Origin of the sequence: Brevundimonas sp. DC300-4 (genome assembly GCF_049897365.1) — a bacterium.
Lineage (GTDB): Bacteria > Pseudomonadota > Alphaproteobacteria > Caulobacterales > Caulobacteraceae > Brevundimonas.
Map to the genome: position 1 here is coordinate 1 of NZ_JAFCWC010000018.1, position 14,160 is coordinate 14,160.

Here is a 14,160-nt window from a genome sequence, read left to right on the forward strand (position 1 = left end):
CCAACCTGGCCCGTCCGACCGCCGACGGCGTTCGCGAGCCTCTGAACCGTCGCGCCACCATCGGCATCAACTTCTAGGACGCCTGGACAAGGATCCCGATCCCGCAAGGATCGGGATCCTGACAGGTCCATCTTGAAGACGCCGACGGCGGGGCGAAGGCCCGGACGTTATCTGGCAAGACAATGCGGGCCCGCCCTTCTCGATCGAGATCGGCGGGCTCGTTTGTGTTTTTAGCCAGCTTGCATTGCGGCGGCCCGAAGCGGTTGTCGTGGTTGACGCCGGTCGAGGTCATCGGCAAACCGACCCCGCTTTTCTGGCTTATCCGCGCGTTGCCGAACGTGCCGGCAGACGTCTCAGTTCGGAACGCGCCATGCTTCGCTTTTTCAAGATTTTCTCGCGCCTTCCGGAACGCCTTCGTCGCGCCGAGGACCGCCTGCGACTGATCAACCAGTATCAGGACGCGATGTGGCTCGCGTTCAACGAACACCGGCGCGAGATGCGGACCGTCCTCGGTTCGATGTCCCTGCCAGAGGAGTCGCTCTGGCGGAACCAGCCGCCGCTGGTGCCGGGTCAGCCCGCCGAGAACGCCTTCGCGCTGGCCACCCTCTGCCGCCAATCCAGCTTCGAGGAACCCTATTTCTCCTTCTGGGCCGCGAGGCTCGGCGAGGCGCTACGCTATCACCGCAAGCTTTGGGAGTTCGTGTTCATCTGCCAGGCGTTGTGGGAGCGGGGAGCCGTCAAGCCTGGCGCGCGGGGCCTCGGCTTCGGCGTGGGCCTGGAGCCCTTGCCCGCCTTCTTCGCCTCCGAGGGCTGCGAAATCGTTGCGTCTGACCTCAGCCTCGCCGCAGCGGCGGCTGAGGGCTGGGCGCAATCGTCCCAGCACGCGATAGACAAGCTGGCGTTGCGTCGCCCGCTCGTGTGCCCTGATGACCTCTTCGAGCGGAACGTGTCGTTGCGCCAATGCGACATGAACGCGATCCCGGCTGATCTGGTCGATTTCGACTTCTGCTGGTCGGCCTGCGCCCTCGAGCATCTGGGTTCGATCGAGAACGGTCTGGCTTTCATCGTCAACTCGGTGGCCTGCCTCAAGCCCGGAGGCTGGGCCGTCCACACGACCGAATTCAACGTGAGCTCGAACACCGAGACCGTTGACGACATGTCGACCGTCCTTTTCCGGCGCAGCGATCTGGAAGGGCTGGCGGAGCGACTGAACACGGCCGGTCACAAGGCCGCGGTGTTCGATTTCGAGCCCGGGACGAACCCCATGGATGTCTATGTCGACGTCCCGCCCTATCGCGAGCAGCCCCACCTGGTCGCCGCGCTCATGGGTTTCGCGACGACCTCGATCGGTGTGATCGTCCAGCGCGGGGAAGGCGTCTGACCGTCAGCTTGCGCCGCCCGAGGCGGGATCGTCACGTCGGCGGAGAAAGAAGGGTCGCGTCGTCCTCTCGCTTGCATTCGGCTTCAGCGGTTCCCTCATCACCCAGCGCACCAGGCGCAGCCAGGGCGTCGCCCTGACGCCGCGATGCCCGGTCGAGAGAGGCGCGCCGAAATAGTAGTCGATCAACGCCCGTAGGTAGGGCGTGTTTCCCGGATCCAGCATGGTGGCGCGCCGGATCAGACGCCGCGCCGTGGTCTTCTCATGGTTCAGCCAGCAGATGTGCGCCGCCCACGCATGCAGGTGGGCTACGTCGCTCGTTCGTGACAGGGCCTCATCAACGATCACGCGCGCGTCGGCGATCCGCCCGGCCAGGACCAGGGCGTTGCCAAGGTCGACGACATAGGTCAGGCCGCGCTCGCTGGCCTGCACCACGCTCTCGAGTATCGTCAGCGCCTCGTCGTGAAGTCCTTCGCGGCTGAGCAGGCGAGCCAGACTGACCTGGGCATGATAGTTGCCGGGACTGACTTCGACGGCGCGCCTGGCCAACACCAGGGCCGTCGACGCCTTGCGCTGCGGCTGGGCCGCGGCGAGTTCGCCGAGATAGATCCCGTTCTGTGCCCGTCGCCTGCGCGCCTGCCGCTGGAAGCTTGGTGCGTCGAAAACCCCGGCCAGGACCTCCGTCAGAAGCGGCCCGAGCAGGCCGACATCCGCCAGATAGGTCGTGACCGGATGGGCGGTGTAAGGCAGGCGAATGGCGCGAAAACCCAGGTCCTGCTCGATGCGCTCTCCATGCCAGCGATCAGGACCGGTGGGATCAAAAATGACCACCGGGCGCGCCGAGCAGGAGATCGGGCCGCTCAAATCCGGCCTCCAACGGATCCGTTTTGCATCCTGGGTCCAGCGCAACTCGTGCGGGGCGACTCTGGGATCGATCGAATACTGTGGCGAAAGGGCTACGGTGTCGGTGGCTCCGACGGCGTCCGCAAAGCGCAAGGCCGCATATCCGCCCATGCTGGAGCCGTAGGTCACGACCCGATCTGCGCCCGCGGTCGCCGCCCGGACCGTCGCAAGGGCCGACGCCATATCCGGATACTGATACCAGTCCTCCGACCGCCCCATGACATGGATCGCGGAGATGCCCTCGGATCGCAGATAGGCTTCGCCGAAACCTGGCCGGTCGAATCCTGGCCCGATGGCGTAGTGATCGAAGGTCACCACCCAGCGATCGGACGGCCCGGCCGGTACGCGCCGCACGACGACGTCGTCGCTACGAAACAGCTCGTCCGCGTCGAGCGCGGTTTCGGAAAGCGACCCCATGTCAGAGACATAGTCCATCCGACGCGAAGGGCCAATGTTTGAGAAAGGCGCACCCGGGTGGTCAGGCGTCGAAGGTCGCTTCGATGACGTCGCAGACCCGGTCGATGTCGGCATCGGTCAGGGTGCTGCCCGAGGGCAGGCACAGGCCGTTGGCGAACAGGGTTTCGGCCACACATTCATTGATCATCAGGGCGTCGCGGAACACCGGCTGCAGGTGCATGGGCTTCCAAACCGGCCGGGCCTCGATGTTGGCGGCGTCGAGCGCAAGGCGGAGGCGGTCGGGGCTGCCGACGAACTCCGCGTCCATCAGCATGACGGTCAGCCAGCGGGTGTGGCGCCGGCCCGGGGCCTCCGGCGCAAAGGCGACCCCGTAGCGACCGCCGAGGCGGGCCTCATAGCGATCGAAGATGGCGCGCCGGCGGGCGACCCTTGCCTCCAGCGCCTCCATCTGGGCCAGGCCCAGGGCGGCGGCGAGGCTGAGCATCCGGTAGTTGAAGCCGACCTCCGCGTGTTCGTAGTGGACGGCGGGCAGGCGCGCTGCGGCGGCCAGATTACGGGCGCGGGCGATCAGCGCGCCGTCGTCGGAGGCCAGCATGCCGCCGCCGCCCGTGGTGACGATCTTGTTGCCGTTGAACGAGAAGGCGACGGCCGAGGCGCCATGGCCCGCGTGGCGGCCGTTGAGGGTCGCGCCGACGGCCTCGGCAGAGTCGAGGATCACGGGGACGCCGTGGGCGTCGGCGACCGCACGGATCGCGTCGATATCGCAGCACTGGCCGTAGAGGTCGGCGGGAACGATGGCGCGGACGGTCAAGCCTTCCGTCCGGGCGCGATCGAAGGCCTGTTCGAGCAGCCGGGGATCGAGGTTCCAGTCGGCGGGGTTGCTATCCACGAAGATCGGTCGTGCGCCTGCGTGAACGATCGGACTGATCCCTCCGATGAAGGTCAGGGTCGGGGCGATGACGGCGTCGCCGGGCTTCAGGTCCAGCATCGTCAGGGCCAGATGCAACGCGGCCGTGCCGGAGGAGACTGCCGTTGCGTGGGCGAAACCGGTCGCCTCGGCGAAGACGCGTTCGAAGGCCTCCACCACCGGTCCGGCTGAGGAGACCCAACCGGCGTCAAAGGTTTCGAGCAGGCGCTCACGCTCGGCGGGACCGATGTCGGGTGCGGAGAGAGGGATGCGAATGAAGGCGGTCACTGGCGCAGGAGACGCCGCGTCGCCGATTCCTGCAAGCCGGAGATCAGCCGCCGGTTCGGATCAGGGCGGCGTCGGAGGCGGGTTGGGCGGGGGTGTGGCGATCAACCATCGACTGGCCCACGGCGATGACGACGGTGGCGGTGAGGACGGCGGACGCGACGGCCGCGGCGACCATCCTGGCGCCCTGCGCGAGACGCCCGTCGTCGCGATTCCAGATGTCCTGATCCATGCCGCTCCCCCAGTCGTCAGCACGTCCTAGGACCACACCCGGAATCAGGACGCAAGTCGCTGAACCGTGTGCGTTAACGATAAATCTCGCCACACTCCGTGCATCCCTGCGAAGGCCGGGATCCAGATCGACAGCCAGGCGGCCGGGATGAACCGAAGGCTCCCCGGCGGCGGCGGCGGAGTTCGCCCTCGGCCCCCGGCCTTCGCCGGGGGCGCACAGTGTAGAGAAGCCGCGATCAGCCCGTGAAGGGGCGGATCAGGATCTCGACGCGGCGGTTTTGGGCGCGGCCCTCGGCCGTTGCATTGGAGGCGACCGGGACGCGCGAGGACTGGCCGGCGACGAACAGACGCTCGCGCTGGACGCCGCTGCTGATCAGGGCGTCGGCGACGGCGAGAGCGCGGCGCTCGGACAGGGGCTGGTTGATCGCGTCTCCGCCCGATGAATCGGTGTGGCCCACGACGTCCACCAGCGAGCGGTCGTACTCCGCCAGAACGCCGGCGACATCGCGCAGGACGGAATCGAAGCGGGGCTCGATGTTGGACTGGTTCACCGCGAAGGTGACGTCGGACGGCATGCGCAGGACCAGATTGTCGCCCTGACGCGCCACGCCCACGCCGCTTCCCGACAGTTCGGCCTCCATCGCGCGCTGCTGGCGGTCCATGTAGTTGCCGACGGCCGCGCCGCCCAGGGCACCGACACCGGCGCCGATCAGGGCGTTGCGACGGCCCTGCTCGCCGTCAGAGGTGTTGGTTAGATAGCCGAGGACCGCGCCGCCGAGGGCGCCGTAGATCGCGCCCGTGCCCGTGTTGTTGCGGCTCGGTGTCGAGGAATAAGGATCCATGGTGGTGCAGGCGCCGGCGCCCAGCATGGCGGCGACGCCGAGGCTCGTGACGATCAGGTTCATGCGCATAGGGAGTTCCTTTCAAAATGTACGGGTTTATATCCACCCGAAACGTGGGCTTACGGTGAAGGTTCCTGTCTGACCCCGAGATGAACGAACCGCGAGAATGCGGTATTGCGACCTCGATCTGCCAATTTGTGATGTCAGGGCGTATGAACCTCTCCCCCGGCGTCCTCGAATGGATTGCCGCGCACGAATTGAAAGGCCCGCCCGTGACCGCCACCCTCGACGCCACTTCCGTTGCCGCTAAAGGCATCAAGCCCGTTTCGATGTCGCGCTACGACGCCGACTTCCAGGGCTTCAGCGATGAGCTGGGCGCCTCGTTCAAACGCTATGGCTTCGCTGTGATCGCGGATCACGGGCTGGACGAGGAGGTCATCCACGCGGCCATCGACGACGCCAAGGCCTTCTTCGCCCTGCCGGAAGAGGTGAAGCGCCTGTACCACCAGCCGGGTACGGGCGGAGCGCGCGGTCTGACGCCGTTCGGGGTCGAGGCCGCCAAGGGCGCGGCTGCCGTGGATCTGAAGGAGTTCTGGCACACAGGCCGCGAACTGCCGGAGGGCCATCCCTATCGCCAGTACATGCGCGACAACCTGTGGCCGACCGAGGTGCCGGGCTTCAAGCCTCATTTCTACGGGATGTTCGAGGCGCTGGATCAGCTGGGTCGCAATATCCTGAAGGCCATCGCCCGGTACATGAAGCTCGGCGACGACTTCTTCGAGGACAAGGTCGAGCTGGGGAACTCCATCCTGCGGATGCTCCACTATCCGCCGGTTCCGGCAGGGGCGCCGGGCGTGCGGGCGGGCGCGCACGAGGACATCAACGTCATCACCCTGCTGCTGGGCGCGGAAGAAGCGGGCTTGCAGCTGAAGGACGCCGACGGTCAGTGGCTGGAGGTCGCGCCGCCGCCGGGCGCCCTTGTGGTCAATATCGGCGACATGCTGCAGCGGCTGACCAACCACGTCCTGCCGTCAACCAGCCACCGGGTGGTCAATCCCGCGCCGGACCGGGCCAGCTTCGCGCGGTATTCGACGCCCTTTTTCCTGCACTTCAATCCGGACTATGTGATCGAGACCCTGCCGTCGACGATCACGGACGAGAACCCGGATCTCTATGCCGGCAAGTCGATCATGGCCGAGGACTTCCTGACCGAGCGACTGAAGGAAATCCGGCTGCTTTGATCCAGTAAAAACACCGTGCATCCCCGCGAAGGCGGGGACCCAGGTTTTAGCACCGGCACCGCGCTTGGGATCGCTGTCGAGCGCGCTCAGTGACAGCTATCGTCCAAAGAACTGGGTCCCCGCCTTCGCGGGGATGCACGGAAAAACTAAAGCGCCGCTTCCGCCTGCACCGCGCCCGGGCTGGCGGCGAACTGGCCGCCGCGGCGGTAGCGCCACAGGTAGGACGGGGCGATGGCTTCCAGACCGGTCGCTTCGATATCGAGCGCCGACAGACCCTCGGCGTCCGGGGTCACGACATTGTCCGTCTTCAGCATCGCGACCTGGTCGCGCGTCAGGACGGGCGCGATGCCCAGGACGGCGGTGATCTCGGCCAGAGAGCCGATGGCCGAGGCGGCGAAGAAGGGCAGGGGCGCCAGCAGGCGGCGGCGGCCGGTCTCGCGCAGGATGTATTCGAGGATCTGCTTGAACGACCAGACCTCCGGGCCGCCCAGTTCGAAGGTGCGGCCGGCGGCGTCGGTCCGAACGACGGAGCGGGCGATGGCCTCGGCCACGTCGCCGACCCACACCGGCTGGAATTTCGTCACGCCGCCGCCGATCAGGGGCAGGGCCGGAGACATCGTCGCCATGGAGGCGAAGCGGTTCAGGAAGCCGTCGCCGTTCCCGAACACGATCGAGGGACGCAGGATGACCGCGTCGGGCTTGATGGCGCGGACTGCGGCCTCGGCCTCGCCCTTGGAGCGGCCGTACTCGCCTTCGGCGTGGATGTCGGCTCCGATGGCCGACATCTGCACCAGACGGCCGACGCCGGCGGCGACGCAGGCCTCGGCGACATTGCGGCTGCCCTCGACGTGGGCTTTCTGAAAGCCGCGAGCCGGGGTTTCGAACAGGATGCCGACCAGGTTTACGGCCGCGTTCGCGCCCTTGAGGGCGGCGGCGACGTCGGCGGGGCTGGTGATGTCGCAGCGGACGGGCTGGATCTGACCCACGTCGCCGAGGATGCGTAGATCCTGGGCCAGGGCGGGCTTGCGCACGGCGACGCGAACGCGCCAGCCGCGACGAGCCAGGGCACGGACGGCCTGGGTTCCGACGAAGCCAGAGCCGCCGAAGACGGTGACCAGACCGGGAGTGGATTCGGACATCGGGAGTTCCTTGAGCGGCGTCGTGAAAGCCCGCGCGGGCCTTGCAGGGCGGGGATAGACGATGCCCGGCGCCCCCGCAACGCAGGGGTGGCGCGCAAGCTGCGAGAAACCGCCGAAAACCGTGTTGACCCGCTCCGTGCACTGCCTTAAGGGTCCGCGCCTTCCGGTCAGGAACGCGTTTCGACGCGCGCCTCCGGGCCCAGGTGGCGGAATTGGTAGACGCGCTGGCTTCAGGTGCCAGTGATAGAAATGTCGTGGAGGTTCGAGTCCTCTCCTGGGCACCAGTTTCAAGCGGCGTCGCATCGCAAGATGCGGCGCCGTTTTACTTTTCTGGCGTCGCTACCGCTCGCGACGCGGTCGCTCGCTGCTTGAGCGACGGTTGGCAGGTCAGCCTGCTATCGCATCCGCGCCCCTGCTGGTTTAGGGGAGGACATGACCGTTTATCTGCATGAAGGCGACCTCCCGGACGGCCTGGACCTGGGTCCCGAGGTCGCCGTCGATTCCGAGACCATGGGGCTGCGCTTCCGCCGCGACCCGCTGTGCGTGGTCCAGCTCTCGGCCGGGGACGGCGACGCCCATATCGTGCGGATGAACCGCCCCGGCTACGACTGCCCGAACCTGAAGCGGCTGATGGCCGATCCGGACGTGCTAAAGATCTTCCACTTCGGCCGGTTCGACATCGGCATGGTGGAACTGCACCTCGGGGTCGAGACGCGGCCGGTCTACTGCACCAAGATCGCGTCCAAACTGGCCCGGACCTATACCGACCGGCACGGGTTGAAGGACGTGGCGCGCGAGATGGCGGGCATCGACCTGTCCAAGGCGCAGCAGTCGTCGGACTGGGGCGCGCCCGAGCTGTCGCAGGCCCAGCTGGAATACGCCGCCTCCGACGTGCTGCACCTGCACGTCATCATGCGCCGGCTGAACGAGATGCTGGTCCGCGAAGGCCGGATGGAACTGGCCCAGGCCTGTTTCGACTTCCTGCCGATCCGCGCGCGGCTCGACCTGCGCGGCTGGGACGAGATGGATATCTTCGCGCACACATGACCGACTTCGACCCCGGCGAGGACAGGAAGCGCGCCGACGAGGCTCGACTGGCCCAGCAGGCCGGTCGCTGGCGCTCGCGCTCCCGCCGGGTTCATCTGTACCGCCGCCTTCTGCCCATACTCATCGTGGTGCTGGCGGGCGGGGCCCTGACCTGGACCGTGTTCCGCACGGTGATGTCGGGGGTCGAACGTGAGGCGAGCCAGTCGAAGGAGATCCGCCTCGACAACCCCATGTTCCACGGCCAGGACGCGGCGGGCCGGTCCTTCATCATCGGCGCCCAGGGCGCGGTGCGGGACCCGGCGACGGGACGGTTCCGGCTCAATGGTCCGGTGCTCAGGCTCAACCTCGGCGGCACCAAGGTGACCGAGATGACCGCCGACGCCGGGATCTACAACGAGCAGGCCCGCAGCGTGACGATCGGGCCGAACGTGCGGATTTCCGACGGCGGATCGGGCTTTACACTGACGACGCCGGAGGCCGTGGTCGACACCGCGTCGGGCGTGGTGACGGGCGACAAGGGCGTTCAGGGGCGCGGCCCTCTTGGAACCATCTCGGCAACGTCCTATGCCATCTATGAACAGGGCCAACGGGTCGTGTTCAGGGGCTCTGGCGACAACAAGGTGCAGGGGACCATCAACCCCGCTTCCGGTGAATGACATGAAGACCAGCCACCTGATACTGACCGGCGCGAGCGTCCTGGCCCTGGGCCTGGGCGGCGCAGCCCTGGCGCAAACCCGTTCCAACGTCAGCAACCAGCCGATCGGCTACGGCGCCGACACGGGCGAGCTGACCAATACGGCGGTGTCGTTGCGCGGCCGGGCCGAGATCACGCAAGGCGACACCCGCCTGCGGGCCAACGCCATTCTGGGCGTGCGTGACGCCTCGGGCGGACTGACGCGGATCGAGGCAACCGGCGAGGTCTATTACGTCACGCCCAATGAGACGATCCGGGGGGACCGGGCGATCTACACCGTCTCCAATGCCACCGTTGTGGTGACCGGCGACGTCATCCTGACCCAGGGCCAGAACGTCCTGACGGGCGCCAGCCTGAGCTACAACGTCGATACCGGCGAGGCGCTGGTCGCGGGCGGAACGGCGGCCAACGGCGGCCGGGTGCGCGGGGTCTTCTATCCCGAAGGCTCCACCTAGCTCCTGATGGCCCGCAAAGAACTCTCCGCCCTCAATCTGGAAGACCGCGAGGCCGCGACGGCCGTCGCCCCCGCACCCGCGCTTGAAAAGGGCCTGAGGGTCCGGAACATTGCCCGGGCCTTCGGCGCGCGGCAGGTCGTTTCCGACGTCTCCCTGACGGTGCAGCGCGGCGAGGTCGCGGGTCTGCTGGGCCCCAACGGCGCCGGCAAGACCACCTGTTTCTACATGATCACCGGCCTGATCCCGGCGGACAGCGGCTCCATCTGGCTGGACGGCGAGGACATCACGGCCCAGCCGATGTACCAGCGCGCCCGCATGGGTCTGGGCTATCTGGCGCAGGAGGCCTCGATCTTTCGCGGCATGACGGTCGAGCAGAACGTCATGGCGGTCGTCGAACTGAACGAGACCGGCAAGGCGATCGAGACAGAGACGACCCGCCTGCTCGAAGAGCTGCATATCGACCATCTGCGCCATGCGCCGGCGACCGGTTTGTCGGGCGGCGAACGCCGACGCGTCGAGATTGCACGCTCCCTTGCCGGCAAGCCCAGCTTCATGCTGCTGGACGAGCCCTTCGCTGGCATCGACCCCCTGGCCATCGCCGACATCCGCCAGGTCATCCGCTACCTGGCCGGCGAGGGCATCGGGGTCCTGATTACCGATCATAATGTGCGCGAGACGCTCGACATCATCGACCGCGCCTCGATCATCTCGAACGGCTCGGTCCTGTTCGAAGGCACCGCCGACGAGGTCATCCACGACCCCGAGGTGCGCCGCGTCTATCTCGGCGATCTCTACGGCTGACGCGTAACGGCATCGGTTGGATCTGGCCGTTGACCGTCTCCTGCGCATGCGCCGGACGTGCGAAAGCCCGCGTTAACCGGTCGCGTTCATCCTGCCAGCAAGTTCCGGGCCACAAGGGCTCGCTGGGGGCGTTCAGGGTGATTGGTCAGAGGCTTGAGGTTCGGCAGGGGCAGGGGCTGGTCATCACGCCCCAGCTGCAGCAGGCGATCAAGCTGCTGCAACTGTCCAACCAGGAGCTGGACGAATACGTCGAGGCCGAGCTCGAAAATAACCCGCTGCTGCAGCGCGAGGAGCCGGAGGCCGGCGCGGAGGCCGCGCGCGAGGCTCCGACCGATTCCACCGAGCTGAGCTTCTCCGAGGCCGAGGCGTCGGAGCGGTCCTCGACCGTCGATGCGCGCGAGGACGACGTCTATGGCGACGCGACGCCGGGCGAACGCACCTCCGACCGTCTGTCCGACGAGGCGGCCGAACAACCGGGGCTGTCGGACTGGTCGGCGGCGGGCAAGGGCGGGTCGTTCAATGACGGTGACGGGGGCGAACGCCCGGAACGCCACGACCCCACCCTGTGGGAGCATCTGCAGGAGCAGGCGTCCTCGGCCGGGTTCTCGGCCACGGACCACGCCATCGCCCTGTCGCTGATCGACGGCGTCGACGAGGGTGGCTATCTGCGGGGCGAACTGGCCGAGATCGCCGACCGTTTGGGCTGCGGCCTGGAGCGGGTCGAGGCGGTGCTGTCGGTCTGCCACGGGTTCGAGCCGACGGGCGTCATGGCGCGGTCGGTGCCGGAATGCCTGAAGCTCCAGCTGGTCGAACGGAACCGGTTCGATCCGGCCATGGGCGCCCTGCTCGACAATCTTGACCTGCTGGCCAAGCGCGACCTGTCGGCCTTGCGCAACGTCTGCGGCGTCGATGCCGAGGACCTGTCGGAGATGATCTCCGAACTCAAGGCCCTGACGCCCCGGCCCGGCGCGGGGTTCGCCGGCGAGATCGCCCAGACGGTGATCCCTGACGTCCATGTCCGGCCCGACCCGGCCGGCGGCTGGCGGGTAGAGCTGAACTCAGACACCCTGCCGCGGCTGCTCGTGGACAAACGCTACCACGCCTCGGTTTCCGCCGGTGCGCGGACCGAGACGGAGAAGACCTTCGTCGCCGACTGCGCGGCCCAGGCCAACTGGCTGGTCAAGTCTCTCGACCAGCGAGCCAGGACCATCCTGAAGGTCGGGTCCGAGATCGTGCGCCAGCAGGATGCCTTCCTCGCCTTCGGCGTGGAGTTCCTGCGCCCCCTGAATTTGAGAACCGTGGCGGACGCCATCGGCATGCATGAATCGACAGTCAGCCGTGTCACCTCGAACAAATACGTCTCGACCCCGCGCGGTGTGTTCGAGCTGAAATTCTTCTTCACTGCTGCGATCCAGGCGACCGACGGCGGCGCCAGCCACTCCGCCGAGGCCGTGCGTCACCGTATCAAGTCGATGATCGACCACGAAGGTCGCGATGGCGACGTTTTGTCCGACGACCGGATCGTGGAGATCCTCAAGGAAGCCGGCATCGACATCGCCCGCCGCACGGTGGCCAAGTACCGGGAAGCGCTCAGAATTCCGTCGTCGGTCGAGCGCCGGCGCATGCTGAAAACCGGCTGATCGAACAACAAAGCGTGACCGTGAAAACGGTGTTCCCGATTGACACCTTTCGCGGTCGGTCGCGTTCTATCCCTATGCAAGTCCAAGTCAGCGGCAAGCAAGTGGATGTCGGCGAAGCGTTAGGCTCGCGCATCTCCCAGGAACTCGAAGACGGAGTCGGAAAATACTTCGACCGCGGTGGCCAGGACGCCGAGGTCGTGGTGTCCAAGGACGGCTACGGCTTCAAGGTGGACTGTTGGGTCCGCCTCGCGTCCGGGCAATCGCTCGTGACCACAGGCCTGGGCGGTGACGCCCATGCGGCCTTCACCGACAGCCTCGAAAAGCTGGAGAAGAGGGTCCGACGCTACAAGCGCCGGCTCAAGGATCATCACATCGGACCCAAGGGCCTGTCACCCGAGAAGACCGAGATGGCCGCCGCCTCGGTGGCGCGCAGCATCGTGCTGCGCAATCCCGACGATGACGTCGAGGACTCCCTGTTCGAAACGGCCGGCGACGACGACGGACCACCGCCCACGGGCATGGTGATCGCCGAAAGCATTTCGGAAATCCGCACCATCACGGTCGGACGCGCGGTGCTGGAACTCGACATGACCGGCTATCCGGTCGTGTTGTTCAAGAACGCGGCGCACGGCGGACTTTCAGTCGTCTATCGCCGCCCGGACGGCAATGTTGGGTGGATAGACCCGGAACGTACCGCGTCGCTTAACGGAAACGGTTCTGGCGCATAAGACTTCCCAGGGGCGCGTGAACCGTCTAGACGGCGCGCGCCCCCTCCAGGGGGCCTGCCCACAACCTCGAGTATGAGTCGGGACGATCATGGACATTGGTGAACTGCTGATTCGGGACGGAATCGTCCTGAAAAGCGGCGCGTCATCGAAGCGGCAGGCCTTGCATGTGCTGGCCTCCGCTGCGGCCCAGGCCATGGGCCTGAACGAGATTCGCGTCTTCGACGCATTGATGGAACGCGAGGCGCTGGGCTCGACCGGTCTCGGTTCCGGCGTGGCGGTTCCGCATGCGCGCCTGGCCGGTCTGGACCGCGTCAAGGCGGTGTTCGTGCGCCTGGACACCCCCGTCGCGTATGACTCGGTGGACGATCGCCCGGTCGATCTGATGTTCGCCCTGTTCGCCCCGCCGCGCGAGGGCGCCGAACATCTGCGCGCCCTGGCGGCGGTCTCCAGGGCGATGCGCTCACCGGAATTGCGCGAACAACTGCGCCAGGCCCGGACCGAGGATGCGATTCACGCCCTGTTCGTGCGCGACGCCAACGTGCCTGCGACGGCCGCCTGACGTCCAGCCGTGCTACCCGGCCTTCGCCAGGGCGCACGGCGGCGGGGTCTAGTGCACCGAAACCGGCGCGAGTTCGTGCGCCACGGCGGCGGCGAAGGCGGCCTCGCGATCCATCATGACCGCCAGCCGCTCACCGTCCGCACCGTGCACGGCATAGAGGGTCTGGTCAGGATCGATCACCAGCCCCATGGCGTCTTCCAGGGGTGCGTCGGAGATCGCGTCCGCCATCACATCAGCGGCGGTGATCTCGCGCACGTAGACGAGGTCGGGCGCGCCGAGGCCGGCGAAATCCTTGTTGGTCATCATCGGCGTCATAAAGACCGCCTCCTTTTCAATAAGACAACGTCCGGAAGGGCCGCGAGTTCGCAGGCGCGTCATCGCGCGCGCATTCGGTTGGGATCAGCCGACGCTGATCGGGATTCGACGGACCGGTTCGACGTTCTCGGGCCGGAGCAGATCGACGTGCAGCAGGCCGTGCTCCAGCCGGGCGCCCTCGACCTCCAGACCGTCGGCGAGAACGAAGCTGCGGACGAAGCCGCGCGCCGCGATGCCGCGATGCAGAAAGGCCTGTTCCGGCGAGGCGCCTTCGCGCTTGCCGGCGATGGTCAGCTGGCGCCCTTCCATGGTGATCGCCAGATCGTCAGGTGAAAAGCCGGCCACGGCCAGCGAGATGCGCACCGCGTCGTCGCCCAGCTGTTCGACATTGTAGGGCGGATAGCTCTCGGCCGCGGCCTTGGCGGCGCGGTCGATCAGGGCACGGGTCTGGTCAAACCCCAGAAGGAAGGGGCTGTCGAACAGCACGGTTCGGGTCGTCATGGTTCAGTCCTCGACAAGCGACTGCGGCCTTGATGCCCCCCGGATCGGCGAGGCTCCGGCCGTGATCCGATATGGGC

At 67.0% G+C, this 14,160-nt stretch carries 16 protein-coding genes and 1 tRNA gene; 10 read left to right on the forward strand and 7 right to left on the reverse strand.

Translation table 11 applies throughout. The features are described from left to right. Window positions 1-370 precede the first annotated feature (370 nt). Window positions 371-1,381, forward strand: a complete 1,011-nt coding sequence (locus ACP7AZ_RS16615; protein WP_426039749.1) for a class I SAM-dependent methyltransferase — start codon at window positions 371-373, stop codon at window positions 1,379-1,381. A gap of 3 nt (window positions 1,382-1,384) precedes the next feature. Here the strand turns inward: ACP7AZ_RS16615 and ACP7AZ_RS16620 are convergent, their stop codons facing one another. The 4 genes from ACP7AZ_RS16620 to ACP7AZ_RS16635 form a co-directional block, all read right to left on the reverse strand. Then, a complete protein-coding gene (locus ACP7AZ_RS16620; RefSeq protein ID WP_426039751.1) occupies window positions 1,385-2,698 on the reverse strand; it encodes a tetratricopeptide repeat protein in 1,314 nt (437 codons plus the stop codon). A 61-nt stretch (window positions 2,699-2,759) separates the two neighbouring features. Then, window positions 2,760-3,893 carry a DegT/DnrJ/EryC1/StrS family aminotransferase gene (locus tag ACP7AZ_RS16625; RefSeq protein ID WP_426039753.1) on the reverse strand — a complete coding sequence of 378 codons (1,134 nt, stop codon included), beginning with the start codon at window positions 3,891-3,893 and terminating at the stop codon, window positions 2,760-2,762. 43 nt (window positions 3,894-3,936) lie between these two features. After that, complete coding sequence (locus tag ACP7AZ_RS16630) at window positions 3,937-4,122, reverse strand: hypothetical protein (RefSeq protein ID WP_426039755.1); 186 nt, start codon at window positions 4,120-4,122, stop codon at window positions 3,937-3,939. A gap of 235 nt (window positions 4,123-4,357) precedes the next feature. Next, entirely contained in the window at window positions 4,358-5,032 is a 675-nt protein-coding gene (locus tag ACP7AZ_RS16635; protein WP_426039757.1) for an OmpA family protein, read from the reverse strand. Between the two features lie 260 nt (window positions 5,033-5,292). Here ACP7AZ_RS16635 and ACP7AZ_RS16640 point away from each other — a divergent pair, with 260 nt between their 5' ends. Continuing rightward, a complete protein-coding gene (locus tag ACP7AZ_RS16640; protein ID WP_426039800.1) occupies window positions 5,293-6,204 on the forward strand; it encodes an isopenicillin N synthase family dioxygenase in 912 nt (303 codons plus the stop codon). 146 nt (window positions 6,205-6,350) lie between these two features. Here the strand turns inward: ACP7AZ_RS16640 and ACP7AZ_RS16645 are convergent, their stop codons facing one another. Further along, a complete protein-coding gene (locus ACP7AZ_RS16645) occupies window positions 6,351-7,343 on the reverse strand; it encodes a complex I NDUFA9 subunit family protein (RefSeq protein ID WP_426039759.1) in 993 nt (330 codons plus the stop codon). Between the two features lie 197 nt (window positions 7,344-7,540). Between ACP7AZ_RS16645 and ACP7AZ_RS16650 the strand changes: the two genes are divergently transcribed. The 8 genes from ACP7AZ_RS16650 to ptsN all read left to right on the forward strand — a co-directional run bounded on the left by ACP7AZ_RS16650 (window position 7,541) and on the right by ptsN (window position 13,267). Then, a tRNA-Leu gene (locus ACP7AZ_RS16650) sits at window positions 7,541-7,627 on the forward strand. A gap of 148 nt (window positions 7,628-7,775) precedes the next feature. Beyond that, a complete protein-coding gene (locus ACP7AZ_RS16655) occupies window positions 7,776-8,390 on the forward strand; it encodes a ribonuclease D (protein WP_426039761.1) in 615 nt (204 codons plus the stop codon). Next, the gene (gene lptC, locus ACP7AZ_RS16660) at window positions 8,387-9,046 is read left to right on the forward strand and encodes an LPS export ABC transporter periplasmic protein LptC (protein ID WP_426039763.1); all 660 of its coding nucleotides are present in this window, start codon (window positions 8,387-8,389) and stop codon (window positions 9,044-9,046) included. Before ACP7AZ_RS16655 ends, lptC begins: the two co-directional genes overlap by 4 nt. 1 nt (window position 9,047) lies before the next feature. After that, entirely contained in the window at window positions 9,048-9,539 is a 492-nt protein-coding gene (locus tag ACP7AZ_RS16665; protein ID WP_426039765.1) for an LptA/OstA family protein, read from the forward strand. Between the two features lie 6 nt (window positions 9,540-9,545). Beyond that, window positions 9,546-10,340 carry an LPS export ABC transporter ATP-binding protein gene (gene lptB, locus ACP7AZ_RS16670; protein WP_426039767.1) on the forward strand — a complete coding sequence of 265 codons (795 nt, stop codon included), beginning with the start codon at window positions 9,546-9,548 and terminating at the stop codon, window positions 10,338-10,340. A gap of 137 nt (window positions 10,341-10,477) precedes the next feature. Next, window positions 10,478-11,980, forward strand: coding sequence for an RNA polymerase factor sigma-54 (gene rpoN / locus ACP7AZ_RS16675; protein ID WP_426039769.1), 1,503 nt, complete (start codon window positions 10,478-10,480; stop codon window positions 11,978-11,980). Between the two features lie 74 nt (window positions 11,981-12,054). Continuing rightward, a complete protein-coding gene (gene hpf / locus ACP7AZ_RS16680) occupies window positions 12,055-12,708 on the forward strand; it encodes a ribosome hibernation-promoting factor, HPF/YfiA family (protein ID WP_426039801.1) in 654 nt (217 codons plus the stop codon). A gap of 88 nt (window positions 12,709-12,796) precedes the next feature. After that, window positions 12,797-13,267, forward strand: a complete 471-nt coding sequence (gene ptsN / locus ACP7AZ_RS16685; RefSeq protein WP_426039771.1) for a PTS IIA-like nitrogen regulatory protein PtsN — start codon at window positions 12,797-12,799, stop codon at window positions 13,265-13,267. A gap of 48 nt (window positions 13,268-13,315) precedes the next feature. Here ptsN and ACP7AZ_RS16690 read toward each other — a convergent pair whose 3' ends face one another. Both ACP7AZ_RS16690 and ACP7AZ_RS16695 read right to left on the reverse strand, forming a co-directional pair. Continuing rightward, window positions 13,316-13,582, reverse strand: coding sequence for a DUF1150 family protein (locus ACP7AZ_RS16690; protein ID WP_426039773.1), 267 nt, complete (start codon window positions 13,580-13,582; stop codon window positions 13,316-13,318). 84 nt (window positions 13,583-13,666) lie between these two features. Beyond that, window positions 13,667-14,083 carry an Hsp20 family protein gene (locus tag ACP7AZ_RS16695; RefSeq protein ID WP_426039775.1) on the reverse strand — a complete coding sequence of 139 codons (417 nt, stop codon included), beginning with the start codon at window positions 14,081-14,083 and terminating at the stop codon, window positions 13,667-13,669. Window positions 14,084-14,160: the final 77 nt, after the last annotated feature.